The sequence below is a fragment of the Pyxidicoccus sp. M6 genome (genome assembly GCF_055568925.1).
The window spans coordinates 5,601,896-5,625,221 of the sequence record NZ_CM145714.1; the positions used below are offsets into that span (position 1 = coordinate 5,601,896).

General features: G+C 69.5%; 19 protein-coding genes. 12 read left to right on the forward strand and 7 right to left on the reverse strand.

The window, feature by feature from the left end:
- The first annotated feature begins 44 nt into the window (after positions 1-44).
- Positions 45-2,012 carry an ABC-F family ATP-binding cassette domain-containing protein gene (locus ACVTJA_RS22445; protein WP_465839029.1) on the forward strand — a complete coding sequence of 656 codons (1,968 nt, stop codon included), beginning with the start codon at positions 45-47 and terminating at the stop codon, positions 2,010-2,012.
- Between the two features lie 12 nt (positions 2,013-2,024).
- On the opposite strand, the gene gspC is transcribed toward ACVTJA_RS22445, so the two are convergent.
- The 3 genes from gspC to ACVTJA_RS22460 all read right to left on the reverse strand — a co-directional run bounded on the left by gspC (position 2,025) and on the right by ACVTJA_RS22460 (position 4,438).
- Positions 2,025-2,921 (reverse strand): type II secretion system protein GspC, encoded by an 897-nt coding sequence (gene gspC, locus ACVTJA_RS22450; protein WP_465839031.1) that lies wholly within the window; start codon positions 2,919-2,921, stop codon positions 2,025-2,027.
- A 33-nt stretch (positions 2,922-2,954) separates the two neighbouring features.
- Positions 2,955-3,569 carry a PDZ domain-containing protein gene (locus tag ACVTJA_RS22455; RefSeq protein WP_465839032.1) on the reverse strand — a complete coding sequence of 205 codons (615 nt, stop codon included), beginning with the start codon at positions 3,567-3,569 and terminating at the stop codon, positions 2,955-2,957.
- 200 nt (positions 3,570-3,769) lie between these two features.
- Positions 3,770-4,438, reverse strand: a complete 669-nt coding sequence (locus ACVTJA_RS22460) for a zf-TFIIB domain-containing protein (protein ID WP_465839034.1) — start codon at positions 4,436-4,438, stop codon at positions 3,770-3,772.
- 103 nt (positions 4,439-4,541) lie between these two features.
- Between ACVTJA_RS22460 and ACVTJA_RS22465 the strand changes: the two genes are divergently transcribed.
- On the forward strand, positions 4,542-5,459 hold the full coding sequence (locus tag ACVTJA_RS22465) for an immunoglobulin domain-containing family protein (protein ID WP_465839036.1): 918 nt from the start codon (positions 4,542-4,544) through the stop codon (positions 5,457-5,459).
- 24 nt (positions 5,460-5,483) lie between these two features.
- On the opposite strand, the gene ACVTJA_RS22470 is transcribed toward ACVTJA_RS22465, so the two are convergent.
- From ACVTJA_RS22470 to ACVTJA_RS22480, 3 genes are all read right to left on the reverse strand, one after another.
- Positions 5,484-6,605, reverse strand: coding sequence for a trigger factor (locus ACVTJA_RS22470; RefSeq protein WP_465839037.1), 1,122 nt, complete (start codon positions 6,603-6,605; stop codon positions 5,484-5,486).
- Positions 6,606-6,616: 11 nt separating this feature from the next.
- The gene (locus ACVTJA_RS22475) at positions 6,617-7,924 is read right to left on the reverse strand and encodes a hypothetical protein (protein ID WP_465839039.1); all 1,308 of its coding nucleotides are present in this window, start codon (positions 7,922-7,924) and stop codon (positions 6,617-6,619) included.
- Positions 7,925-8,306: 382 nt separating this feature from the next.
- Positions 8,307-8,804 carry a MarR family winged helix-turn-helix transcriptional regulator gene (locus ACVTJA_RS22480; RefSeq protein WP_465839040.1) on the reverse strand — a complete coding sequence of 166 codons (498 nt, stop codon included), beginning with the start codon at positions 8,802-8,804 and terminating at the stop codon, positions 8,307-8,309.
- 84 nt (positions 8,805-8,888) lie between these two features.
- Here ACVTJA_RS22480 and ACVTJA_RS22485 point away from each other — a divergent pair, with 84 nt between their 5' ends.
- Positions 8,889-9,773 (forward strand): EamA family transporter, encoded by an 885-nt coding sequence (locus ACVTJA_RS22485; RefSeq protein ID WP_465839041.1) that lies wholly within the window; start codon positions 8,889-8,891, stop codon positions 9,771-9,773.
- A 167-nt stretch (positions 9,774-9,940) separates the two neighbouring features.
- Here the strand turns inward: ACVTJA_RS22485 and ACVTJA_RS22490 are convergent, their stop codons facing one another.
- A complete protein-coding gene (locus ACVTJA_RS22490) occupies positions 9,941-12,184 on the reverse strand; it encodes an ATP-binding protein (protein WP_465839042.1) in 2,244 nt (747 codons plus the stop codon).
- 107 nt (positions 12,185-12,291) lie between these two features.
- Between ACVTJA_RS22490 and ACVTJA_RS22495 the strand changes: the two genes are divergently transcribed.
- The 9 genes from ACVTJA_RS22495 to ACVTJA_RS22535 all read left to right on the forward strand — a co-directional run bounded on the left by ACVTJA_RS22495 (position 12,292) and on the right by ACVTJA_RS22535 (position 23,306).
- Positions 12,292-14,727 (forward strand): transglycosylase SLT domain-containing protein, encoded by a 2,436-nt coding sequence (locus tag ACVTJA_RS22495; RefSeq protein WP_465839043.1) that lies wholly within the window; start codon positions 12,292-12,294, stop codon positions 14,725-14,727.
- A gap of 246 nt (positions 14,728-14,973) precedes the next feature.
- The gene (locus ACVTJA_RS22500) at positions 14,974-15,177 is read left to right on the forward strand and encodes a cold-shock protein (RefSeq protein WP_465839044.1); all 204 of its coding nucleotides are present in this window, start codon (positions 14,974-14,976) and stop codon (positions 15,175-15,177) included.
- Positions 15,178-15,310: 133 nt separating this feature from the next.
- Entirely contained in the window at positions 15,311-16,702 is a 1,392-nt protein-coding gene (gene selA / locus ACVTJA_RS22505; RefSeq protein ID WP_465839045.1) for an L-seryl-tRNA(Sec) selenium transferase, read from the forward strand.
- Positions 16,699-17,292 (forward strand): HNH endonuclease, encoded by a 594-nt coding sequence (locus ACVTJA_RS22510; RefSeq protein ID WP_465839047.1) that lies wholly within the window; start codon positions 16,699-16,701, stop codon positions 17,290-17,292. The genes selA and ACVTJA_RS22510 overlap by 4 nt, the downstream gene beginning before the upstream one ends.
- Positions 17,293-17,461: 169 nt before the next feature.
- Positions 17,462-19,144, forward strand: coding sequence for a hypothetical protein (locus ACVTJA_RS22515; protein WP_465839048.1), 1,683 nt, complete (start codon positions 17,462-17,464; stop codon positions 19,142-19,144).
- A 230-nt stretch (positions 19,145-19,374) separates the two neighbouring features.
- The gene (locus tag ACVTJA_RS22520) at positions 19,375-20,271 is read left to right on the forward strand and encodes a P-loop NTPase (protein ID WP_465840490.1); all 897 of its coding nucleotides are present in this window, start codon (positions 19,375-19,377) and stop codon (positions 20,269-20,271) included.
- Entirely contained in the window at positions 20,268-21,917 is a 1,650-nt protein-coding gene (locus ACVTJA_RS22525; RefSeq protein WP_465839049.1) for a helix-turn-helix domain-containing protein, read from the forward strand. Before ACVTJA_RS22520 ends, ACVTJA_RS22525 begins: the two co-directional genes overlap by 4 nt.
- An 82-nt stretch (positions 21,918-21,999) precedes the next feature.
- Entirely contained in the window at positions 22,000-22,263 is a 264-nt protein-coding gene (locus tag ACVTJA_RS22530) for a hypothetical protein (protein WP_011553384.1), read from the forward strand.
- An 11-nt stretch (positions 22,264-22,274) separates the two neighbouring features.
- On the forward strand, positions 22,275-23,306 hold the full coding sequence (locus ACVTJA_RS22535) for an RluA family pseudouridine synthase (RefSeq protein ID WP_465839051.1): 1,032 nt from the start codon (positions 22,275-22,277) through the stop codon (positions 23,304-23,306).
- Positions 23,307-23,326: the final 20 nt, after the last annotated feature.

The following is a 23,326-nucleotide window of genomic DNA, read 5'->3' on the forward strand; positions in this document are numbered from 1 at the left end:
GGACGTTCCCGAGGGGCCTCCGGGCTGTTACATCCCCGCCCGCCATGAGCCTCGTCATCGCCCAGGACCTCTGTCTCGCCTATGGAAAGAAGGTCCTCTTCGACAACGACAACTTCACCCTCGGCCCCAGGGACCGTGTAGGTCTGGTCGGCGCCAACGGGACGGGCAAGAGCTCGTTGATGAAGATACTGGCCGGGGTGAATCAGCCCGACTCCGGCACCGTGCAGTACGCCCGGAAGGCCCGAGCGGGGTACTTGCCCCAGGAAATCGCCGGCCTGCCCGAGGGCACGGTGGTGGAGGCCGTCATGAGCACCGTGCCGGGGCGCGACGCCCTGGAGGCCCGGCTCAAGGAGACGGAAGCCGCGCTCGCCGAGGCCACGGACGAGGAGGACCAGCTCGAGCTGTCCCAGTCGCTCGCGGACCTGCACGCCGAGCTGGACGACTTCGAAAACCGCTACGGCAAGCACCACGCCGAGCGCATCCTCAAGGGCCTGGGCTTCCGGGACGCGGACCTGCTCAAGCCCACCTCCGCGCTGTCCGGTGGCTGGCGCATGCGCGCGGCGCTGGCAGGCCTGCTCCTCCAGGACCCGGACCTGCTCCTGCTCGACGAGCCCACCAACCATCTGGATGTGCCCACGCTCACGTGGTTCGACGAGTTCCTTCGCCGCTCGAACAAGGCGCTGGTCCTCATCTCCCACGACAAGGACTTCCTCAACCGGCAGATCAACCGCGTGGTGTCGCTGGAGCTGGAGGGCGTGCGCGAGTACGCCGGCAACTACGACGACTACAAGCGGCTGCGCGCGGAGGAGAAGGAATTGCTGAAGGCGCGGGCGGAGCGCGTGGAGGCGCGGCGCGCGGAGCTCCAGGCCTTCATCGACCGGTTCGGCGCGAAGGCCACCAAGGCGCGGCAGGCGCAGAGCCGCGCGAAGATGCTGGAGAAGATGGAGAAGGTGGAGGTGCTCGAGGAGCGGAGCACCATGCGCTTCCGCTTCCCCGAGGTGGAGCGCAGCGGCCGCGACGTGGTGACGCTGGAGGGCATCACCAAGAAGTACGGCGCGCAGACTGTGTACGACGGCCTCGCCGCGCGCCTGGAGCGCGGGCAGCGCATCGCCGTGGTGGGCGCCAACGGCGCGGGCAAGACGACGCTGCTGAAGATGGTGGCGGGCGAGCTGGCCCCGGATACGGGCAAGGTGACGCTCGGGCACAACGTGGTGGTGGGCTATTACGCGCAGCACCACGCGGACAAGCTGGACCGGCGCAACACCATCATCGAAGAGGTGCGGCCGCTCGCGGCGGACAAGCCGGAGAGCTACGTGCGTGGCGTGCTGGGCGCGTTCCTCTTCAGCGGCGACGACGTGGACAAGCCCATCGGCGTGCTCAGCGGCGGCGAGCGCGCGCGCGTGGCGCTGGCCAAGCTGCTGCTGGTGCCCTCCAACTTCCTGCTGATGGACGAGCCCACCAACCACCTGGACCTGGACTCGTCCGAGATGCTGATTGAGGCGCTGAAGAGCTACACGGGCACGCTGCTCTTCGTCAGCCACAACCGCAGCTTCATCAACAACCTGTGCACCCACGTGTGGGAGGTGGCGGACGGGAAGCTGACGCCGCACCCGGGCAACCTGGACGACTACCTGTACCACCAGGAGCAGCTGCGCCAGGCGCAGGAGGCCGCGGCGGCGGCATCGAACTCGCGGGACGGCAAGGCGTCCGCGGGGCCGATGACGGAGAAGGACCGCAAGCGCATGGAGGCCGAGGCGCGCCAGCGCCGCAGCGTGGTGGAAGGCCCCATCAAGAAGGAGATCGCGAAGCTGGAGGAGCGCATCGCCGCGCTGGAGTCCGAGCAGAAGGAGCGCGAGGCGCAGCTCGCGGACCCCGCGCTGTACAACGACTTCGCGCGCGCCAAGCCGCTGATGGACACGCACCGCGCCGGCAAGGAGGAGCTGGAGAGCCTCTATGCGCGGTGGGAAGAGGCGCAGGAGAAGCTGGCGCAGGCGACCGCGTCGCTCGGGTGACGCGGCCGGCGGTCACCGCACGTCGTAGACCTTGCGGACCGGCCCGCCGCCGCGGTCGATGTCGAGCTCGATGTGCTTCGCCTCGCGAAGCTTCGTGAAGGCCTCCAGGACGCGCTCGGGTGAGTCGAGCGTCAGGCCGTTGATGCGCTTGAGCACGTCACCGTTCTGGAGGCCAATCTTCGAGTAGAGAGAGTTCTGCCGGATGGCCGCGAGCTTGAAGCCCACGGACACGCCGTTCTCGAAGGCGGGCAGGGCGCGCGCCTGCGTGGACAGTTGGTCCAGGCGCGAGAGTGCGGTCTGAAGCTCCTCGCTCGGAATCTCGTAGCTGTGCTCACCGGTGGCGCGGATGCCGCTCTCCGGACCGGAGCTGGCGGTGGGCGTGGTACGCGCGAGGGCGGGGGCGGCACTCACGGTCGGCGAGGACTCACCGTCGATGAACTCCTCGCGGTTGTTGGCGGCGATGATGACCCGCTCGCGCTCGATGGAGAGGACCTTCGCGCCCATCAATTCGTCACCCACCATGAGGCTCATGGCGCGCTGGGTCTCCAGGTCCTGGATGGAAGCGAAGGACCACTGCGCATCGTTCGACACGAGCGTGCCGAGCAGCTTCACGCGCAGGGAGCTCCGGACGGGGCCGGTGGCCACTTCGTCGAGCTTGGGCTCGACGACGGCGGGCTCGTCCTTGCCGAAGCTCAGCCCCGTGAGCTTCGCGAGCCCTGGACCGTCGAGCGCGATGCGAGGCTCTTCGCGGGCGGCGGACGCGGGAGCACGTGTCGTCTCGATGCCGGTGATGGAGGGAGCAATCGCCAGCTCCACGAAGAGATTGGCCGTGCGTGCCGCCATCAGCGCGACGCACAGGATGAAGGCTCCGTTCACGAGCCAGAAATACCTACGGAAGATGAGTGCCATTGGCCATTCCCCCTCGATACAAATGTGACTGGCTCAGAGCTCGTCGAGCACGTCGTACGTCTTCCTCACGGGCGTCCCTTCTCGCTCCAGGTCCAGCTCGACGTGGCGCGCTTCACGGAGGCTCTCGAAGGCAGTCATCGCCGAGCTCGGCGTCGTGAGTGACATCCCGTTGACCTGCGTGAGCACGTCCCCGTTCTGGAGCCCGAGCTTCGCGAACAGCGAGTGCGGCCGGATGGCGAACATCTTGAAGCCCCGGGCCTTTCCGTCCTTGAAGGCCGGCACGATGCGCGACTCTTTGGCCAGGCCTTCGAGGTCGGAGAACGCGGCCGCGACGTCTGTACTTGGAACCACGTAGGTGTGCTCGCCGACGTTCCGGATGTCACTCCACGGGGTGGACGTGGCGAGACGCTCGGCGAGCTGCGAGGGAGACGGCGGCGTGACCTGTCCGGTGATGACGGCCGGCATGATGATGCGCTCCCGCTCGATGACGATGGCGGTGGCGTTGGGGTCGGGCTCCAGCGCGGGCATGTGCCGGGCGAGCTTGAAGTCCTTGAACCACTGCACAGTCGCCGCCGCCACGGGCGACGCGATGATGACGAGGAGGACTCCGCTCAACAGCCAGACGTATTCACGGATGAAGCGCTTCATGGGCGTGGCTCCTCTCGGAACAGAGACACGACGGACATGAGCAAGCACGGTGCCACCGTGGCCGCGACTCGCGATTCTCCTGTGGAGACGTGCACTTCGCGCGGGCGTGGCGCCGTCACGCCACCACGGAGACACGACCTGCTGTCACGATGTCCGCGCGGGCGAATGACAGGTTGTCATTCGCGCCGCGGCGGCCTGCCTCAACGTCCGAACACGCGAGAGAACAGCCACGTCAACGCGGAGCCGGTGGCATCCGCGGCCATGGCGGCGTTGTAGCCGGAGGACTCCGGCGCGGAGGAGGCCTCGCTGGGCGTGGCCTTCATCAGCTCTTCGGAGAAGGGCGCGGAGCCCTCGGGTGCGCAGCTTCCACAGTAGAGCTGCTCCTCCCAGACAAAGCCGTACTTCGGCTTGAGCCCTCGCTTGCACGCGGCGCACGCCTGCACCACGCCGATCCGCACCTTGGGCCTCACGTCGAGCGGCTCGTTCCGGTACTTCTCCGCGGCGCGCTGGAGTTGCTGCAGCTCGCCCGGGTCCAACGCCACGCCCGCGCAGTCGGAGCACACCTCCACCGTCACGCCGAGCGCATCCACCACCGGCAGCGGCGCGCGGCCGCAGCTCGGACACGTGGGGGCCTGGGCGCCGCAGTCGGGACAACTCGGCACGTACTGGAGCTTCGCGTTGCAGCCCTTGCAGATGCCGGGGTGCCCCTTCGCTCGACGCACCAGCGCGTCGGAGACGGAGCCGCCCATCACCTTCGCCAGTGACTCACCTTCGAACCAGACGGCGCCACAGGCGTCGCACTCCTCGCGGGGCAGGCCGCCGAGGAAGGTGGCTCGCATATTCGTCTGGCAGAAGGGGCAGGCGCTCATGCTGGCAGAGCCTACAGGACCCGCATCCGACTCCAACACCGCCTCGTAGCAGTCGACAGAAGGGCCTGGATGACCCAGGCCCTCGAACGAAGGCGAGGCACACGTGGAAGCGAATCAGCAGCAGAAGAGGGAGCTCCAGGTCTCCGTGCAGGAGATGGAGCTCGCGGGAGCAGCCGGGCGCGGGCTGTGGGTGCGTTGGGATGGCGAGGGGGCAGGGGACGGACTCTCCGCCTACGACGTCAACCTGGTCCTGGAGAATGGCCGGGTGCTGCAGCTCGCGCAGGGGCTGCCCTCGGAGGTGCACGAGTGGGTGTCGGCCTCGGCAGCGGCGGCATCGGGCAAGGCGCGCGTCCAGGTGGTGGGCGTGCAGGCCGGCGACGGCGCGATGATGCAGGGGATGGGGCCGTGGATGAAGTTGCCAGAGGCCAAGGACACCGAGCGGGCCGTGCTGGCAGTCGGCGCGCCGAGCATCAGCTCGGTCAACCCGAGCACGCTCTCCGCGGGCACGAACTACGTGACGGTCCAGGGAATGAACCTGCCGCTGTCGTTCGGGTACGCAATCACCAACCAGTACGGGCAGCCGGTGTTGGGCACGGGAACGAGCTTCCCGTCCGGCAGCTCCACGTCGGTGAGCCTGTCCTTGTACGTCTCCTCCAGCGTGCCGCCGGGACAGTACCTGCTGCGCGTCTCCAACCCGTACGGGAGCGCGTCGACGCCCGTGTACATCGCAACGACGCTGAGGGCGCCGACCATCAGCTACCTCGACCCGAGCATCATCTACCCGGACAACAGTGGCCCCACGCGGCAGATGATTGTCGGTGGAGACAACCTGCCCACGAGTGTGTCGGGCTACTCGGTGTCGTCGCCGCAGATCGGCCTGTCGCTCGCGGTGCCGAATCCGTCCAGCGCCATCCTGGTCCTGTCCAACCTGACGTCGGTGCCGTCAGGGCGCTACACCCTGACGGCCACCAACGCGGCGGGCTCGGCCTCGCGGTACTTCGACATCGTGCGCTTCTTCTGAGCCGAGCCGAGCCGCGCGGGCACGTCACGGCCCCGCCGCCTCCAGAGAACCGGGCTCCTCGGAGATGAGCTCCACCTTCGAGAGCACGTAGTCGAGCGCCGTGCCGTGCATGACGAGGTGCTCGAAGCGCTCTGCCAGGGACGGATTGGACTCGAGCTGCTCTTGCAGTTCCTCGGGTGAGGTGCCGATGCGCTCCGCGAGGGCGTCGCGAATCGCCTCGACGTCCTCGGGCTCCGGTCGCACGTTGTCGCGCTCGATGATGGCCCGGAGCGCCACGGCCCCACGGAGCCGCCACTCGGCGTCGAAGCGGGTGGCAGCGTCGGTCCTCCAGCCCTGCCAGGCCTCCTCCATCTCCTCCAGGGTGAAGTTCCTGCTCGCGAGCACGGGCTGCTCCTGCTCCAGCCATCGCAGGCGGATCTCCTGGTCGACCAGTCCTTCCGGCACGTCGACCTCCGTCCGTTCGACCAGGACATCGAGCACTCGGTCCTGGAGCTCACGCCGCGCCTCCGCCTCACGTTCCTCGGCGAGCGCCTCGGCGATGTTCTCCAGTGTCTCCTCGAGCGTGTCGCCCAACCCGAGCTTGGACAGCAGCTCGGGGGCGTCGAAGTCCACGGGCTGCGGCTCGTACGCGGCCTTCACGTCGACGAGGAACCGCGCGGTCGCACCCCGCAGCGTCTCTACCGGATACGTGTCCGGAAGCTGGAGCTCCACGTTCATGGACAGGCCCACCTCGGCCCCCACCAGGGCCTCGAGGAACCCTGGTAGCAGAGGCTCCTCCTCGATACGGGCCCGCCAGTCAGCACGCACGGAGAAGGGGATGAGCGCGCCGTGGGCGTAGCCCATGACGTCCAGGACGACGATGTCTCCCAGCTCGACTTCCTCTCCCTGCCCGCGCTCGCGGTGGGGCGCGCGCTCACTGACGAGGTCCTCCAGCCGCTCCAGGAGGTCACCCTCGGTCACCGGCGCGGGAGGAACCGCCTCCACGCGCAGGCCGTCCAGTGACGGCGCTGGGACGGTGGGGAGTGTCACGTCCGAGGGCCCTTCGAGGGCCTGCATTCCTGGCGTGCGTTTCAACAACATCAATCCCTGCAGCTCCCCCAGGGACCGGCCCGCGTCCGCGCGTGTGTCTTCAGGTATCGCTTTCATGCGTCACCTTTTCAGTCGAAGGGGTTGAGCCAGCCGCCCACCTTCTTCGCGCCGGACTTGATGCCCGAGCCCACCTTCTTCGCGCCGGACTTGATGCCCGAGCCAATCTTCTTGGCTGCCTTCTCGCCCATGTCGGAGCCGGCGAGGCTGGAGAGGGTGGAGACGACGGCGCCGGCCTGACTCAGGCCCGGGACGTTCGTGGCGGCGAGGACGGAGCCCGCGGCCGTGACGACGGCGGTTCCCTTCTTCCACCCCGAGGCGTTGCTCTTGAGCGTGGCGGCGGCCGTGGCCACGTCCGCCGCGGCGATGGCTCCGTTCAAACCCGGAGCGAAGCGGCCTCCCGTCTTCAGCGCCAGTCCCGCGGGCGCACGGCCCTTGAGGACGGCCTGGGTCGTCTTCTGGACATCCTTGGCCACCGTCTTGGCCAGCTTCCGCGAGGCCGGGTCGTTCCCGAGCTTCCGCTCCGCGAGGCGCTCCATCGTGCGGATGTCGCTCTTGCCCTGCGGCCTGGTGAAGCGGGAGGCGAGGTCCTTCGCCTTCGCACGGAACGTCGTGCCCGAGGGCCGGTTCCACGGAGCGATGACCTGCTTCGTCATGCTCTTCGACAACGCATCGGCCTGGGCGCGGAGCCGGCTCGCGGCGGGGCCGAAGCCGGCACGTGCCGCGCGCTCGTTGATGGCCATCCGGGCGCCGGCCCGCACGTTGAAGGCCTCGGCGCGAAGCCCGCGGAAGTCCGAGATGCCCTTGGCCGCGTTGAAGGCCACGGAGGCAACGCTCGTGGTGGAGCCGATGGCGGTGGCGACGTCTCCCTTGCCCCGTGCGACATCGCGCCAGTCCTTGATGGCCGAGGCCGCCGCGAACGGGAGCTGGGCCGCGCCCAGGACGCCGGAGCCTCCGGCAACCCCTCGCGTGAAGCCCGTGTTTCGCGCCCCGACGGTCCGCACGTCCGGGCCCGAGCGGCCGAACTCCCGGTTGCCGATGACCTTACGTTCGCCGCGAACATCCCGGCCATTGAACGCCATGGCGGCGTCCGCCGGGAGCTTCACCGTGTTGCCCCAGCGGCCGGCCGCTTCGTTGACGTCGGCCATCCGGTCCACGAGGCCCTTCTTTTTTGGCTCGGACTTCTTCGCAGTGGCCTTGGGCGGGTCCCTGAGCGAGTCCATCCTGTCCATCGCCCGCATCTTCGCGGCCAGCCCCGCGGCCATCGCGGAGCGCGCGGGCTTGGGATCCGGCTTGGGGGCGGGCTTCTTGGGAGCGGGCTTCTTGGGCTCGACCTTCCGAGGGGGAGGTCTGCTGGCACCGATATCGGCAGGCCGCATCGATGAATCTCCTGGGGGTGGGGGGATGCTGAATCATCGGCGGTCGTGAAACTGAGTTGCGTAATGATTTATCAATTTCTTACGCGACTCATTGACCACTCCCCGTCTCGAAAACATGCAAAGACATACGTCAGCACCTCGGGTGTCCCGAGCGTGTTGAGGTGTCAGTGGCCCGCGTGTATCGCGGCTGCATGTGATTTCGAGGTCGGGTCGCCGGTGGTCCTGCTCCAGGGGCGGAGCTCGCGACGTGCGAGGTCCAATCTGGGGACACGCACCGTCTCCAGGTGGCGCACGCGAATTCGCGAATTTTCGCGACTTCTCGCGCAACCCCGTGAAATCCAAGCCGTTCTCCGGTGCCCCGGGCCACCCCGGGCTCCGCGAGTCACTCCGTGGTGTCGCCGTGTGATTCCAGCAGCAGCCGGAGCAGGTCAGCGAGGTCTGCGCGCTGGGACTTCTTGAGGCCCGCGAGCAGCCGGTTCATGGTCTCGATGTGCGCGGGGAGGACGCGGTCGATGAGCGCCTTGCCGTCCCGGGTCAGCCGGACGTGCACCACGCGGCCGTCCTCCTCGCTGGGGGTTCGAGTCACGAGGCCGATTGACTCGAGGCGGTCGAGGCGCTGGGTGATGGCCCCCGAGGTGACCATGGCCGAGCGCATCAGCTCGGCGGGAGTCAGCCGGTGCGGAGGCTCACTGCGGCGCAGCGTCGCGAGCACGTCGAAGGACGCGGCATCCAGGCCATGCTCATTGAAGGTGCGGCGCAGCTCGGCATCGACGACCTGGTAGAGCCGCTTCAGCCGCCCGATGACCGCCATCGGGGACGCATCGAGGTCCGGCCGCTCCCGAGCCCACTGCTTCAGCACCTGGTCGACATGGTCCGCCACGCACTTAGCGTAGCGAATATCTTAGGGCTGAGTTAATTCATCTTAGTGCTAAGAAATCGCCTCTCGACACTCCTGCTCACCGCGTTGGCCCCGTGCATCTGGGGAACGACGTACTTCGTCACCACCCAGTGGCTCCCTCCGGGCCGTCCGTTTCTGGCCGCGGTGGTGCGTGCGTTGCCAGCGGGACTGCTGCTCATGTTGCTGACACGGCGCCTGCCACAGGGAGCATGGTGGTGGCGCGCGTTGGTGCTCGGTGCGCTCAACATCGGGGTGTTCCAGGCGCTGCTGTTCATCGCCGCCTACCGGCTGCCCGGCGGAGTCGCCGCGACGGTGGGCGCATTGCAGCCGCTGATCGTCGCATTCCTCTCGTCCGTGTTGCTGGGGGAGCGGCTGTCCTCGCGCACCGCGCTGGCCGGGGTCGCGGGCGTGGCCGGAGTCAGCCTTCTCGTCCTCCGGGCCAACGCGCGACTGGATGGCATGGGCATTGCCGCCGCGACCGCGGGCACGGTCGTCATGGCCATCGGAGTCGTCCTCAGCAAGCGATGGACGTCACCGGCCCCGTTGCTGGCGACCACCGGATGGCAGCTCGTTGCAGGTGGGCTGCTGTTGCTCCCGGTGGCGTTCCTCGTCGAGGGACCGCCGCCCGCGACGCTGTCCTCCACGAACCTGGCGGGCTACGGCTATCTCACGCTCGTGGGCGCGGCGCTCTCCTACAGCCTCTGGTTCCGGGGCATCCGGGAGCTGTCTCCCACGCACATCTCCTTCCTCGGGCTGCTCAGTCCCGTGGTGGCGACCACGCTGGGGTGGCTCGCGCTCGGGCAGGAACTCACAGCGGCGCAGGCCCTGGGAGGCCTCATCGTGCTCGTGGCCCTCGTCATGGCCCAGATGCGGCGCCCGCAGGGCGCACGGTCGCAGCAAGTCGCCCCTCAGCTCACGGCCCCTGGGACCGGCGAGCACATTGCCCGGTAGACCCTTCGGTCAACGTTCGTCCCCTGAAACCGGGCCGCGATGAGCTGCTTGTCGATGACACGGGCCGCTCGATGATTTCGATGGAGGACCTCGCCGTCGCCTTGCTGGACGAAGCCGAGCGACCTCTTCACCATCAGACCCGATTCACCGTCGCGTACTGACGTCCGTCATCCCGCGCGCCGCCGCCGGTCTCGCTTGCGGCCCGGCTCGGGTGCTGTCGGCTTCGGCGTCACCTCGCGTAATTCATCCGGCATGGGCAGGGACAGCGAAGGCCGAGTGCCGGGCGCGGGCGTGCCGTCCACTGTCACTCCGTCCGCGGGCTGCTCGGCGGGCAGGGCAGGGAGGCGGATGATGAACGTGGTGCCCTCGTTTACCTTGCTCTGCACGGAGATGCTGCCGCCGTGGTTCTTCACGATGCGCTGGCAGATGGCGAGGCCCAGGCCCGTGCCCTTCTGCTTCGTCGTATAGAACGGCACGAAGATGTGCGGCTGCTGGTCCGACGGAATGCCCGGGCCCGTATCGGACACCAGCACCTCCACGAACTCGCCGCCCGCGTTGCGAATCTCTCCGAAGCGCTCCGGCTTGTCCGTGCGCACGGTGATGCGCCCCTCGCGCGTGCCCAGCGCCTGCACCGCGTTCTGCACCAGGTTGATGAGCACCTGCTTGAGCTGCTCCGCGTCCCCGTCCACCCGCTGGAGCTGCAAGTCCAGCTCCACGGCCAGCGAGATGTTCGGCGGCACGTCGTTCTGCACGAGCCGCATCGTCCGCGTCACCACCTCGTTCAAATCCGTGGGCCCGAAGCTCTGCTTCAGCGGGCGGGCGTAGTCGAGGAACGCCGTCACCACGCCGTTGAGGCGGTTCACCTCCTCGACGATGACGTCCAGGAACTCGCCGTCCTCGCCCGGCAGCCGCTTCGGGTCCAGGCACTGCGCCGCGCCCTTGATGGCGCCCAGCGGATTGCGAATCTCGTGCGCCAGACCCGCCGCCATCTCACCCAGCGCCGCGAGACGGTCTCGCTCCCGAATCTTCTCGTACAGCTTCGAGTTCTCCAGCACCGTCGCCAGCCGCTCGGCCACCTCGAGGATGAGCGCAATCTCGTCGGACGCGTACGCCTCCGGCACGCGCTCGTCCCACAGGTTCAGGAACCCGATGACGCGGTCATTGCCCATCAGCGGCACGGTGATGCCGGCCTTCACCTGCACCAGTGCCGCGCGCGTGTCATTCAACCGCTTCAGCTCGTCGCGGTAGCGCTTGCCCTCCACCGCCTGCAACCGCATGGTGGCGATGCGCCGCTCCACGTTCTCCCGCAGCACCGCCTTCTGCCCGCTCGCCGCGGCGAAGAGCAGGCCGCGCGCCACCGCCGTGTCCAGGAACGCCACCGGCGGCGGGCCCCGCGAGTCCAGCAGCCGGTACCCGGGCCGGTCCTCCGCCAGCAGGTACACCGACGCGTGCGTCACGCGGCCCGTCTCGTGGAGCGTGTCCAGAACCAGCCGCGCCAGCTCCGAGATTTCAATCACGTTCACCATCCGCGCCCGCAGCGTGCCCAGCGAGTCGAGCAGCGCGAAGCGCTCGCGGAAGAAGATGCGCACCACCATCTCCTCCACCTTGGCGCGCAGCGGGTCCAACAGGATGAGGACCACGAACGCCGCCACCACCGTGTTGAAGACGAAGAGGCCCGTGTCCTCGTCCACCCACGCCGTCAGCACCGTGAAGACGGCCGCGAGGATGACGGCCAGCACCGTCTGCGACGCAATCTTCCCGAGCAGCTCGTGCAGGTCCATCAGCCGCAGCCGCAGCAGCGTCTGCGCGAGGAAGAACAGGTAGAGCGTCGTGAAGACGGGCCCCAGCGTGGGGAACGGAATCCCGTAGCGCCCCAGGAAGTCGAGCGCCGCGAACAAAATGGCCGCCCCGGCTCCAATCGCCAGGTACATCAGCCGGAGCTGCTCGATGCGCGATTCGGTGGTTCGGACTCTGTGGAGCAGCAACGAACCGGAGGTCAGCAGCGTGCCGCCCACCCACACGCCGATGGCCACCCGGGCCCACTCCTTGTCGGCCAGGGGGGTGACGGCCACGGCGAGTCCCAGGAAGGCGGACAGCATGGCAAGCCGCCGGCCGACCTGGTGGGTGCCCTTGCTGACGCCCAGGAACTCCAGGAAGAAGGCTACCGCGGCGCCCGGCACGAGGGACGCGACGAGGACGGTGACGCCCAGGGCGATGCGCGACACCCAGGGGTACTCCGCCGAGGGGAAGATGCTGTGGAAGAAGAGGGCGAGGTAGTACCCGGCAACTGTCAGGGCGAAAACGGAGTACAGCGTCAGAACCCGCGGTCGTCCGGGCCGCAACAACATGGACACGCCGAGCGCGAGCCCGATGATGGATGCGAGGAGGGCGCTTTGAGTCCGGATGTCCATATGCAGGCGGACAGTCTAACCTGTGTCCACGGCCGGAAATTTTCCATGCGCTCCCGGTTGTCCTCGGGCGTGCCCGCGCGCATCAACCAGGGTGCCAGCCCCCGCGTATGAAGCCCTATCTCTCCAAAGTCGCCGTCATCGCCTCCGCGCTGCTCATGTCCGCGCAGGCTCCCGCACCCCCGGTGCCCGCCTCCGAAGCCTCTGGCTCCAGGGCCTCCGGCTCCGAGGCCCCCGGGTCCGAGGCCTCCGAGGCCCCTGTCCAGCGCCCGGACAGCGCGCCTCCGGAGGCCGAGCTGTCTCCGCCGCCGGACTCGGAGAAGGTCCCCGCGTCCCCGGGCTACGTGGAGGTGCTCAACCCCGCGTTCCCCAACGCCGCGCCGCCCACGCCCGTGGTGCACCGCGGCCGTCGCTACGGCCTGGAGGACCTGTCCCCGTACTTCGCCGAGGGGAAGAAGAAGGAGGCCCGCGAGGCCTTCGACCGCGGCCAGTACACGCGCGCGCGAGAGTTGCTGAAGGGCGAGGGTGACAGCGCGCCGGTGCGCTACCTGCGCGCCCTGTCCGCCGTGCGCGCCGGGGATGACGAGACGGCCGCGGCCGAGTTCGCCGCGCTCGCGCCGGACTACCCCGCGCTGAAGGACCGCTGCCTCACGCACGCCGGCGTGGCGCTGGAGGGGCTGCGCCGCTTCGACGAGGCGGCCGCGCTGCTGACGCAGGTGCCCCAGGACTCGAAGCTGTACGTGGACGCGCGGCTGGCGCTGTCCCGCGTGCTGCGCAAGAAGAAGGACGCGGCGGGCGCGATGGCCGCGCTGGAGCCGCTCACCTCGCGCGCCGCGCCGACGTGGGGCCGCAACGTGGGCGCCGAGGCGCTGATGGCCATCGCCGACATCGCCGCGGAGAAGAAGGACAAGGCCGCCGAGCGCGACGCGCTGTGGCGTCTGTGGGGCGCGTACCCGCTGTCCCCGCTGGCGAAGCAGGCGGAGAAGCGCCTCAAGGGGCAGAAGGCTCCGAACGAGGCGAAGGTCTCGCGCGGCGAGGCGCTGGTGGAGCTACACCGCAACAAGCAGGGCCTGGAGGTGCTGGAGCCGCTGCTCACGCAGCTCCAGTTGCCGGACGCGCTCGCCTGCCGCGCGCACTTCATCTACGGCAAGGGCCAGCGCAAGGAGCGCCAGCACACACGCGCCATCCAGGTGCTCACCCCCGTGGTGGAGAAGTGCCAGGACAAGGATTTGCTGGCGCGCGCGCTGTACGTGCTCGGCTCGTCGCGCTCCATCGTGGACCAGGCGCGCGGCACGGACACGTACGAGCGGCTGGCGCGTGAGTTCCCGGACCACACCTTCGCGGACGACGGGCTCTTCTACGCGGCGGACCTGTACGTGAAGACGGGCCGTCCCAAGGAGGCCATGGCCCGCCTGGACGAGCTGGCGCGGCTGTACCCCGCGGGGGACTTCCTCGGCGAGGCGCTCTTCAAGGCGTTCTGGATTGCGCGCACCAGCGGCGCGGAGGACTCCGGCCTGTCCTTCCTGGACCGCATCGAGGCGCAGTTCGCCCAGGCGGACGAGAGCTACGACGTGGAGCGCGCGCGCTACTGGCGGGCTCGCACGCTGCAGGAGAAGGGCAACATCCAGGGCGCGGCGGAGCTCTTCGAGAAGCTCGCCGTGGAGCACCCGGCCACGTACTACGGGCTGATGGCGCGCTCGCAGCTCGCCTCGGTGGACCCGGCGCGGCTGGAGAAGGTGTCCCCGGACATCTTCAAGGTGCCCGAGGCCGCCAGCCCCTGGCCGCTGTTCGCCGGCCCCATGGGCGAGGACCCGCACTTCAAGGCGGGCGTGGAGCTGTACCGCCTGGGCTTCAACGACTCGGTGGCCACCGAGATGCTCGCCGTGAATCGCGCCAACCTGCCCGCGGAGTCCATCCGCCTGCTGGTGCTGGTGCTGCACGAGGCCGGTGACGAGCGCTCCGCGCACGCGGTGGCGCGGCTGGCGCTGCGCAAGGACCTGAGCGGCCGGATTACGCCGCAGACGCGCGTGGTGTGGGAGGTGGCCTACCCGAATGCCTTCCGCGACCTCATCGAGAAGCACACGGCGGACGCGGGCGTGGAGCCGGACCTGCTCCAGGCGCTGATGCGCGAGGAGAGCGCGCTGGACCCCAAGGCGCTGTCCTGGGCGGGCGCGCTGGGCCTCACGCAGCTCATGCCGTCCACGGCGAAGACGGTGGCGCGCGAGCTGAAGCTCAAGCGCTTCTCCATCGACGCGCTCCTGCAGCCGGACACCAACATCCGCCTGGGCGCGCACTACCTCGGGGGCCTGCTGAAGAAGTTCAACGGGCACACGCCGTACGCGGTGGGCAGCTACAACGCGGGCCCGGGCGCGGTGAACCGCTGGCGCTCGGAGAAGCCGGACCTGCCGCTCGACGCGTGGGTGGAGGAGATTCCCATCTCCGAGACGCGCGGCTACATCAAGCGCGTGCTCCGCTCGTTCAACACGTACCAGCTGCTCTACGGCCACGCGCCGAAGCTGCCCGTGCTCAAGAGCGCCTCGAAGTAGGGGGGCGCCGGACGAGGGCCGCCCCTCTTGCCTGACGGGGTAGGACAACGCGGCGCGGAAAAAGGTCCGGAATCAGGCGCAGCAACTGCGTGTTATGTCCCGGTCCTGACAAAAAAGGGCACCTGGGAGGATGTATCCCCCTATGCAACCGGGTGGAAACGTGTCACACGGCAGGGGCCACATCTTCGCAGGCGTGGCATCCAGCTCAATTCATGAAGCTGGCAGAGAAAGAAGAAGAGAAGAGTAATGGCGACTGGTACCGTGAAGTGGTTCAACGACGCGAAGGGCTTTGGGTTCATCATGCAGGACGGCGGGGGCGAGGATCTCTTCTGCCACCACACTGCGATTCAGACCCAGGGCTTCCGCACCCTCCAGGAGGGTCAGAAGGTGGAGTTCGACGTGGCCCGCGGCCCCAAGGGTCTGCAGGCTCAGAACGTTCGCCCGATCTGATGTCCCGCTGAGCGCGCACTGACGCGTTCGGTACGAAGGCCCGGTCTCCCTGGAGGAGGCTGGGCCTTTTCCTTTTTCGTCACGACGGCCCCACCGGTTGGCGGCGGCCCGCCGGCTCTCCTAGACTCCGGGTGTGGGCGCACCGTCGAATAGCAGCGGGAAGAACGCGCTGCTGCGCGGGCTCCCCTCCATCGAGCAACTCCTGCGCCGCCCGTCGCTGGAGCCGCTGCTGGCCGGCATCCCCCGGGCCCGGGCCGTGGCCGCGCTCCGACTGGCGGTGGACCGTGTGCGCACCCGGCTGCTCCAGGGCAGCCCCCGCGCCTTCGAGGACGCCGACGTCCGTGACGCGCTGGCCACGCTGGCCACGCCGGGCCTGCGGCCCGTGCTCAATGCCACCGGCGTGGTGCTGCACACCAACCTGGGCCGCGCGCCCCTGGCCCCGGAGGCGGTGGCCCGGGTGGCGGAGATTGCGCGGGGTTACTCCAACCTCGAATACGACCTGGACGAGGGCGAGCGCGGCAGTCGCTATGCACCTGTCATCGGGTTGTTGCGGACATTGACCGGCGCCGAGGACGCAATCGTCGTCAACAACTGCGCGGGCGCGGCGCTGCTGGTGCTGGCGTCACTGGCCGCCGGTCGCGAGTGCATCGTGTCTCGCGGTGAATTGGTGGAGATTGGCGGCGGCTTCCGCGTACCGGACGTCATGCGCCAGTCCGGCGCGAAGCTGGTCGAGGTGGGCACCACCAACCGCACGCGCCGCTCGGACTACGCCAGCGCGGTGGGCCCGGACACGGGCCTGTTGGTGAAGGTGCACCGCTCCAACTTCGCGCTGGTGGGCTTCACGGAAGAAGTCGATGTGGCGGAATTGGCGGCGCTGGGCCGCGAGCGTGGGGTGCCGGTGTTCCAGGACCTCGGCTCGGGCGCGCTGGTGAAACTGGAAGGGGAGGGAGTCTCGCAGGAGCCCACGGTGCCGCAGTCGGTCGCCGCGGGGGTGGACGTCATCGCCTTCTCCGGGGACAAGCTGTTGGGTGGGCCGCAGGCGGGAATCGTGGTGGGGCGCGCGGCGCTGATCGCACGAATCAAGTCCCACCCGCTCACCCGCGCGCTGCGGGTGGACAAGATGACGGTGGCCGCTCTGGAGGCCACGTTGGAGCTGTACCGTGACGGCCGGCCGCACGCCGTGCCCACGTACAGGTTGCTTGCCCAGCGGCCGGAGGAGCTACGCACCCGTGCGCAGCGGCTCCAGGCCCTGCTGGCGGAGCGGGGTGTGAGTGCCCGGGTGGAGGGCGTGGTGGGACAGGTGGGCGGGGGCGCCATGCCGCTGGCCCGGTTGCCTTCCTTTGCCTGCATCCTCAACCTAGAGACGCCGGAAACATTCCTCGACTGCCTGCGCAGCGGGGATGTGCCGGTTATTGGCAGGATCGCGGACGGAGAGGGGGTCCTCGACGTCCGTTGTCTCGCGGAGGAGGAGCTCATTGCGGTCGCCGACGCCGTCGCGGCCGCACGTCCTGGGAACCCGCCATGATCAACAGCGCCGTCCTCGTCCTAAACCGGTACTACCAGCCGGTGCATGTCACCTCGGTGAAGCGGGCGTTCTCGCTGCTGTATCAGGGCGTGGCCAAGGCCATCGACGCGCAGTACCGGCTCTACGAGTTCGACGACTGGGCCGCGCTCAGCGCCACCCAGGACTGCATCACCACCATCAACCGCACCATCCGCGTGCCGCGTGTGCTGGTGTTGAGCGCGTATGACCACCTGCCCCGCGGTCGGGTGCGCTTCTCACGGCTCAACATCTACGCGCGCGACAACGACACCTGCCAGTACTGCGGAAAGAACCTCCCGCGCAGCGATCTGAACCTGGACCACGTCATGCCTCGCTCGCAGGGCGGAAAGACGACGTGGGAGAACGTCGTCTGCTCCTGCGTCCCCTGCAACCTGAAGAAGGGCGGACGCACGCCAGAGCAGGCGAGCATGAAGCTGCTCAAGAAGCCGGTGCGCCCGCGCTGGACGCCCCTGTTCCGCGGCGCCACGCGCAAGGTGACGTACCGCGAGTGGCTGCCCTTCCTGCACCTGGCGGATGCCTCGTACTGGAACGTCGAACTTCTGGACGAGTAGTGGAATCTCCGTTCGTCATCTGACGGCTCCCTGACGAAACGCGTGGCCGCTGCCGGGGGTGTCCGGGTCCACCCGAACACGCGCGGAGCGTCCGCGCGCATTCATGGCCTGCCCGGTGCGCCTGTGCTCCCCGCCGCGGAGTGCGCCGGCACGGGAGGGGAGTTTCCAGATGAAAGCGAACCGCTGGCTGATGCTGGTGGGCATGGTGTTGGCCCTGGGCGCCGTCTCGGGGTGCAGCAATGACAAGCCGCCGTCGAACCCGCCGAACAACGTGGATGCGGGCTCTGGCGAGGACTCGGGGACGGAATTGCCGGACGGTGGTCCAGGCTCCGTGTGCCTCGAGATTGGCGCGGCGTGCAGCCGTGACTCGGGCGCCGTGTGCTGTACGGGCGCCTGCTCGGAGTCGGGCACGTGTCCCGAGCCGAGCGAGCAGTGCACCCCGGCCGGTGAGTCCTGCTCCAGTGGCATCGAGTGCTGCACGCAGAGCTGCCTCGGTGGCAAGTGCTCCACGCAGCAGTGCCTGGACGTGGGCGGCTCCTGCGGCTCCGCGGAGGAGTGCTGCACCAAGATTTGCGGTGGCGACGGCAAGTGCGCGCCGCTGCCCGCGGGCACCACGTCGTGCAAGGTGCCGGGCCAGGCGTGCGGCGCGGACAGCGACTGCTGCTCCACCAACTGCCAGGCCGGCGTGTGCAAGCCGGCGTACTCGTGCCAGGCCAACGACGACATCTGCCTGAAGAACGAGGACTGCTGCGGCGGCGTGTGCTCGCAGAACGGCACCGGCACGCCGGGCCGTTGCCTGGCGGTGGGCGGTGCCGGTGGCGGCAACTGCGTGCAGGACGGCAACCCGTGCTCCGGCGCCAGCACCTGCTGCTCGCGCACCTGCGTGGACCTGGGCTACGGCGCCACGGTGTGCCAGCCGGTGGGCGGCTGCCGCCCCACGGGCAACTACTGCACCGATGACGGCGTGTGCTGCGGCGGCGAGAAGCTCTCCAACGCGGTGGACTGCCGGGAGAGCCGCTGCGACAAGCCCAACGGCTGCAACCCGGTGGGCAACATCTGCGGCTCGGGCATGCTGCCCGACGGCGGCATCATCGACGTGAACGCGCGCGAGGCGTGCTGCGACGGCCAGAAGGCCGTGTGCAAGGTGGACTCCTCCGGCGTGCCGCGCTGCTTCGGCGGCTGCCCCAACAACAACTGCCCCGCCGGGTGCCCCACGGGCTACACCGGCGAGGCGCCGTGCTGCATCTCCGAGGGCGCCACCTGCCAGTTCAGCGACCAGTGCTGCGGCGGCAACCGCTGCCTGCCGGGCGCGGACGGCGGCGCCTTCACCTGCCAGAAGCCGCCCTCGTGTGATCCGGTGGGCACGGTGTGCACTCCGGGCAGCTCCGCCTGCTGCGCGGGCACCGAGTGCAAGGCCATCGACGAGCTGACCTACGCCTGCCGTCCGACGAGCACGACGCCCGGCGGTGGCGCCGACGGCGGCACGGGCGGGACGGACGCCGGTACCGGCGGGCCGGATGCCGGCCCCGTCTGCAAGGCCAACGGGCAGGCGTGCACCAGCGGGGCGGGGTGCTGCTCCGGCATCTGCACCGGTGGAACCTGCCAGGCGCCGCAGGTGTGCCAGCCGCAGGGGAGTGTCTGCACCTCGGCCTCGGACTGCTGCGCCGGGCTGGGCTGCCGTATCCCCGGAGGGAGCACCACGGGTACGTGCGAGTCGGGGGCCACCTGCTCGGCGGGCGGCCAGGCGTGTTCACCGAACAACCCGTGCTGCTCCGGCCTGATGTGCGAGACGGCAACCGGGAACTCGTGCGACGGCAGCCAGCCGTGCACGTGCAACATCATCATCCGGTGACTTCCACCTGACGGACGCTTTCTGGCGGGGAGTCGACTCGGGCAGTAGGACGGGCTTTGATGGGAGCTCCATTGAAGGCCGTTCCACTGTCAGCCATGAGCGAACCCTCGCGAGCGCCCCGGAGCGAAGCCCGTGCACCGGGCTCCGGCTCCGGAGCCAAGACTCCAACCCCGGCGGTCTCCGGACCGCCGGGATTGTCCCCTCGTCCCCGTCCGCGGCGCGTCATCGCCGTGGGCGGAGGCAAGGGCGGCGTCGGCAAGTCCATGGTGTCCGCCAACCTCGGCGTCGCGCTGGCACAGGCGGGGCTCAACGTGTTGCTGGTGGACGCGGACCTGGGCGGCGCCAACCTGCACACGTGCCTGGGCGTGGGGCAGCCCGCGGCCACGCTTTCTGACTTCCTGCGCAAGAACAAGGCGACGCTCGAAGAGGTCATCATCCCCACGGGCGTGCCGCGGTTGTCGCTCATCGCCGGCGCGCAGGATGCGCTGGACGCGGCGAACCTCAAGTACGCGCAGAAGCAGAAGCTGCTGAAGACGCTGATGGGCGCGTCGGCGGACTACCTGATCCTCGACCTGGGCGCGGGCACCAGCTTCAACACCATCGATTTCTTCATCATGGCGGACCACGGCCTGCTGGTGGTGCTGCCCGAGCCGACGTCCGTGGAGAACGCGTACCGCTTCGCGAAGGCGGCCTTCTTCCGGCGGCTCCAGCAGGTGGAGTCGCAGTACGGCATCGAGGACATCGTGGAGAGCGCGCTGACCACGCGTGAGGGCTCGCTGCGCACGCTGCACGACGTGCTGGCGCAGGCGCGGCTCAAGGACCCGGCGGCGGCGGAGCGGCTGGAGAAGGAGCTGGCGGAGTTCCGTATCCGGCTCATCGTCAACCAGGCGCGCACGGACGCGGACAACAACGTGGGCGTGGCGGTGGCCTCCGCGTGGAAGAAGTTCTTCGGCATCGAGATGGATGATCTCGGTGCCATCCGCTACGACGACGAGGCCTGGCGCGCGGTGCGCAAGCGCCGCCCGGTCCTCATCGAGCGGCCCGACTCTCCGGCGTCCTCGGCCATCCAGCGCATCGCCGCGCGCCTTCTCGCACTCGACAGCAACCTCGACCCGTCTTCCCCATGAAGCCCTTCGAGCAGCAGACCTATTACGAGCTCCTGGAGGTTCCCGTCTCCGCGCCGATGGATGACATCCGCGCGGCGTACTCGCGGTTGATGGAGCTGTATGCGCCGGACTCCATCGCGGTGTACGCGCTGGTCGACCCGGAGCAGGTGGACAGCCTCCGCGCCCGGATGACCGAGGCGATGGAGATCCTCACCGACGAGGACCTGCGCGCCGAGTACGACAAGGAGCTCGGACTGCCGGCCCGGCGGATGGCGGAGACGGTGACGGCGGGAGGCAAGCCGTCGGCGGAGGCCACGCCCACGGCGGGGACGGTGGAACGTGCCGCGGAAGCGCTCGCGAGCACGGCGGCCGTGAATGCGGAGGAGGGGAGCGCGGCCGACGCGAGCGAGACGCGGGTGAGCGCGGCTTCGACGAAGGCGGCGGAAGCTCGTGCCTCCGAGCCGGCCGAGGCGAGTGCAAAGACGGCGGATGGGGCCGAGCGCGCCGCCGACCCGACGCCCGTGGCGCATGAGCAGAAGGCCGCAGCGACGCCTTCGTCCTCGGAGTCCGTGACGAGCCCGGAGGCGGGGCCGGCGGACTTCCGCGCCACGTTCTTCCGTGGGTTCTCCTTCGCGTATGTGTCCAGCTCGCTGCAGGACTCGCAGCTCGTGGGCAGCGCCGTGTACGTGCCGACGGCCGCGTCCACTTCGGAGCAACCTTCGGCACAGGCTCGTGACACGGCGACCGCGCCGAGCGAGTCCGGCTCGTCCAGCGTGAGCGTGCCCGCGGAGCCTGCTCCGAGCGCACCGACGACGAGTCCGGTGTCCGCCCGTGTCGCGTCCACCTCGGAGACCGCGCCCACCGCTTCCGTGGCACCGGAAGCCGTGCCCGCCGCCGCGTCGACCGCCGCGGCCGCATCCATCACGGCAGCAACACCTCCGCCCCTGCCTACGCGGTCCGTCGCGCCCGCCGTTGCCGCTGCGGCCACGGCGCCTGCGTCCGTCCCGCCGCCACTTCCCACGCAGTCTGCTACGCCCGCTGTTGCGGCACCGCCACCTGCGTCCGCGCCGCCGCCGTTGCCTGCTCAGTCCACCGCGCCCGCCGTTGCCGCTCCGGCCACCGCGGCGGTTCCGCCCCCGGTTCCCTCGGCGTCGAGCACGGCGCTCGCCACCGTACCCGGGCGTACTGAGCCCTCCGCCCCCCGGCCGGGCGCCCGCACGCCGGCCACCCGCATCGCCGCGCATTCGCCCTCCGAGCCCGGCCGCCCGGCACCGCGTTCGGGACCCGGCCGTCAGCTCGGCGACGCCCAGGTGCTTGCCCAGGACTCGGCCATCGCCACGGCGGAGGCCGCGCTGGCGCAGGTGGCCGCCCGTGTGCGCGAGCCGCGCCCTCGCACCCCGGACATCCCTTCGGACGCCGAGTTCAACGGCGAACTCCTGCGCCGCGTGCGCGAGGCCCGGCAGTTCACCCTCCAGCAGGTCGCCGACCGCACCCGCATCTCCAAGGCCCACCTGGAGAACGTCGAGGCCGACCGCTACGGCGCCCTCCCGGCCCCCGTGTACCTGCGCGGTATCCTCATGAACCTCGCCCGTGAGCTCGGGCTGGATCCGCTCCGGGTGTCCCGGAGCTACCTCGCCCTGGCTTCTGAGAAGTCAGGGAAGAAATGACTTCGTCAGGAGTCCAGGCAACCGGTGCAGGGGTGCGATGAAAGTTGACTCCCCCCAGACCGGTGCCTAAGTAGGTAGGACGATGACGGACGAGGAAAAGGTCAAGGCGATGCGGCTCGCCCGTGCGATTGCCTCGGATATCTCGCTCTACAACGAGCAGAAGATCATCAAGGGCATCGAGCAGGACAACCTCTTCGAGGTCCTCAAGGAGGAACTGGAGGAGGGCCGCGAGCTCTACAAGAGCCGCGTCAGCCAGGAGATCTTCACGAAGATGAACTTCTTCGAGCGCGCCATCAACGACATCGTCCTGCGCTCGAAGGCGCACGTGAAGTCGAAGATCTGGTAGCCCGTACCCACGTGGCAGCGCCCGACACGCGAGAGCACCGCGCCCCGCCCGAAGCTCGCGGAGAGCGCGTGGACCAGTACCTCGCCCGGGCCTTCCCGGACCTCACCCGTTCCCGCATCCACGGCCTCATCGAGGCCGGGCACGTGCTCGCCGACGGGCAGCCCGCCAAGCCGTCGCGGCGCCTGCGCGGCGGTGAGCTGCTCACCCTCCACGTCCCCGCGCCCGTGGCCGCCGTCCCGGTGGCGGAGGAACTGCCGCTCGCCGTGCTGCACGAGGACAAGGACCTCGTGGTGGTGGACAAGGCCGCGGGCATGGTGGTGCACCCCGGCGCGGGGCATGCGTCCGGGACGCTCGTCAACGCGCTGCTGCACCGGGTGAAGGACCTGGCCGGCGTGGGCGGGGAACTGCGCCCGGGCATCGTCCACCGGCTGGACAAGGACACCACCGGCTGCCTCGCGGTGGCGAAGAACGAGCAGACGCTCGTGGCGCTGCAGAAGGCCTTCAAGACGCGCGCGGTGGAGAAGACGTACCTGGCCATCGTCCACGGCACGCCGCTCGCCGAGGGGCGCATCGAGACGCTCTACGGCCGCCACCCCGTCCACCGGCAGAAGTTCACGGGCAAGGTGAAGGAGGGCAAGCAGGCCATCACGCTCTTCCGCGTGCTCGAGTCCTTCGACGGCGCGGCGCTGGTGGAGGTGGACCTGCTCACCGGCCGCACGCACCAGATTCGCGTGCACCTGTCCGAGTCCGGCCACCCGCTGCTCGGCGACGCGCTCTACGGCGCGGGCCGCAAGGCGAAGGGCCGGGCGGTGGAGGCGCAGGAGCGGCTGGGGCGGCAGGCGCTGCACGCGTGGCGCCTGTCCTTCGCGCACCCGCGTACGGGCAAGGCGCTGAACCTGGAGGCGCCCATCCCCGAGGACTTCACCGCCGCGCTGGAGTTGCTGCGCGGCGAGCCCGCCGCCACCGTGGCGGCACCGAAGGCGACTGCCAGGGCAAAGCCCGCCGCCCGGAAGAAGGCCGCGAAGAAGCGGGCGACGAGCTGAGCGCGCGGCCCGCCCGCCCC

Bases quoted from the DNA above. Each gene is read 5' to 3' on its own strand.
- gspC (WP_465839031.1), bottom strand. From the start codon at position 2,921: ATGGCACTCATCTTCCGTAGGTATTTCTGGCTCGTGAACGGAGCCTTC.
- ACVTJA_RS22525 (WP_465839049.1), top strand. From the start codon at position 20,268: ATGAAGCCCTTCGAGCAGCAGACCTATTACGAGCTCCTGGAGGTTCCC.
- ACVTJA_RS22460 (WP_465839034.1), bottom strand. From the start codon at position 4,438: ATGAGCGCCTGCCCCTTCTGCCAGACGAATATGCGAGCCACCTTCCTC.
- ACVTJA_RS22475 (WP_465839039.1), bottom strand. From the start codon at position 7,924: ATGCGGCCTGCCGATATCGGTGCCAGCAGACCTCCCCCTCGGAAGGTC.
- ACVTJA_RS22515 (WP_465839048.1), top strand. From the start codon at position 17,462: ATGAAAGCGAACCGCTGGCTGATGCTGGTGGGCATGGTGTTGGCCCTG.
- ACVTJA_RS22445 (WP_465839029.1), top strand. From the start codon at position 45: ATGAGCCTCGTCATCGCCCAGGACCTCTGTCTCGCCTATGGAAAGAAG.
- ACVTJA_RS22510 (WP_465839047.1), top strand. From the start codon at position 16,699: ATGATCAACAGCGCCGTCCTCGTCCTAAACCGGTACTACCAGCCGGTG.
- ACVTJA_RS22495 (WP_465839043.1), top strand. From the start codon at position 12,292: ATGAAGCCCTATCTCTCCAAAGTCGCCGTCATCGCCTCCGCGCTGCTC.
- ACVTJA_RS22500 (WP_465839044.1), top strand. From the start codon at position 14,974: ATGGCGACTGGTACCGTGAAGTGGTTCAACGACGCGAAGGGCTTTGGG.
- ACVTJA_RS22530 (WP_011553384.1), top strand. From the start codon at position 22,000: ATGACGGACGAGGAAAAGGTCAAGGCGATGCGGCTCGCCCGTGCGATT.
- ACVTJA_RS22455 (WP_465839032.1), bottom strand. From the start codon at position 3,569: ATGAAGCGCTTCATCCGTGAATACGTCTGGCTGTTGAGCGGAGTCCTC.
- ACVTJA_RS22470 (WP_465839037.1), bottom strand. From the start codon at position 6,605: ATGAAAGCGATACCTGAAGACACACGCGCGGACGCGGGCCGGTCCCTG.
- ACVTJA_RS22490 (WP_465839042.1), bottom strand. From the start codon at position 12,184: ATGGACATCCGGACTCAAAGCGCCCTCCTCGCATCCATCATCGGGCTC.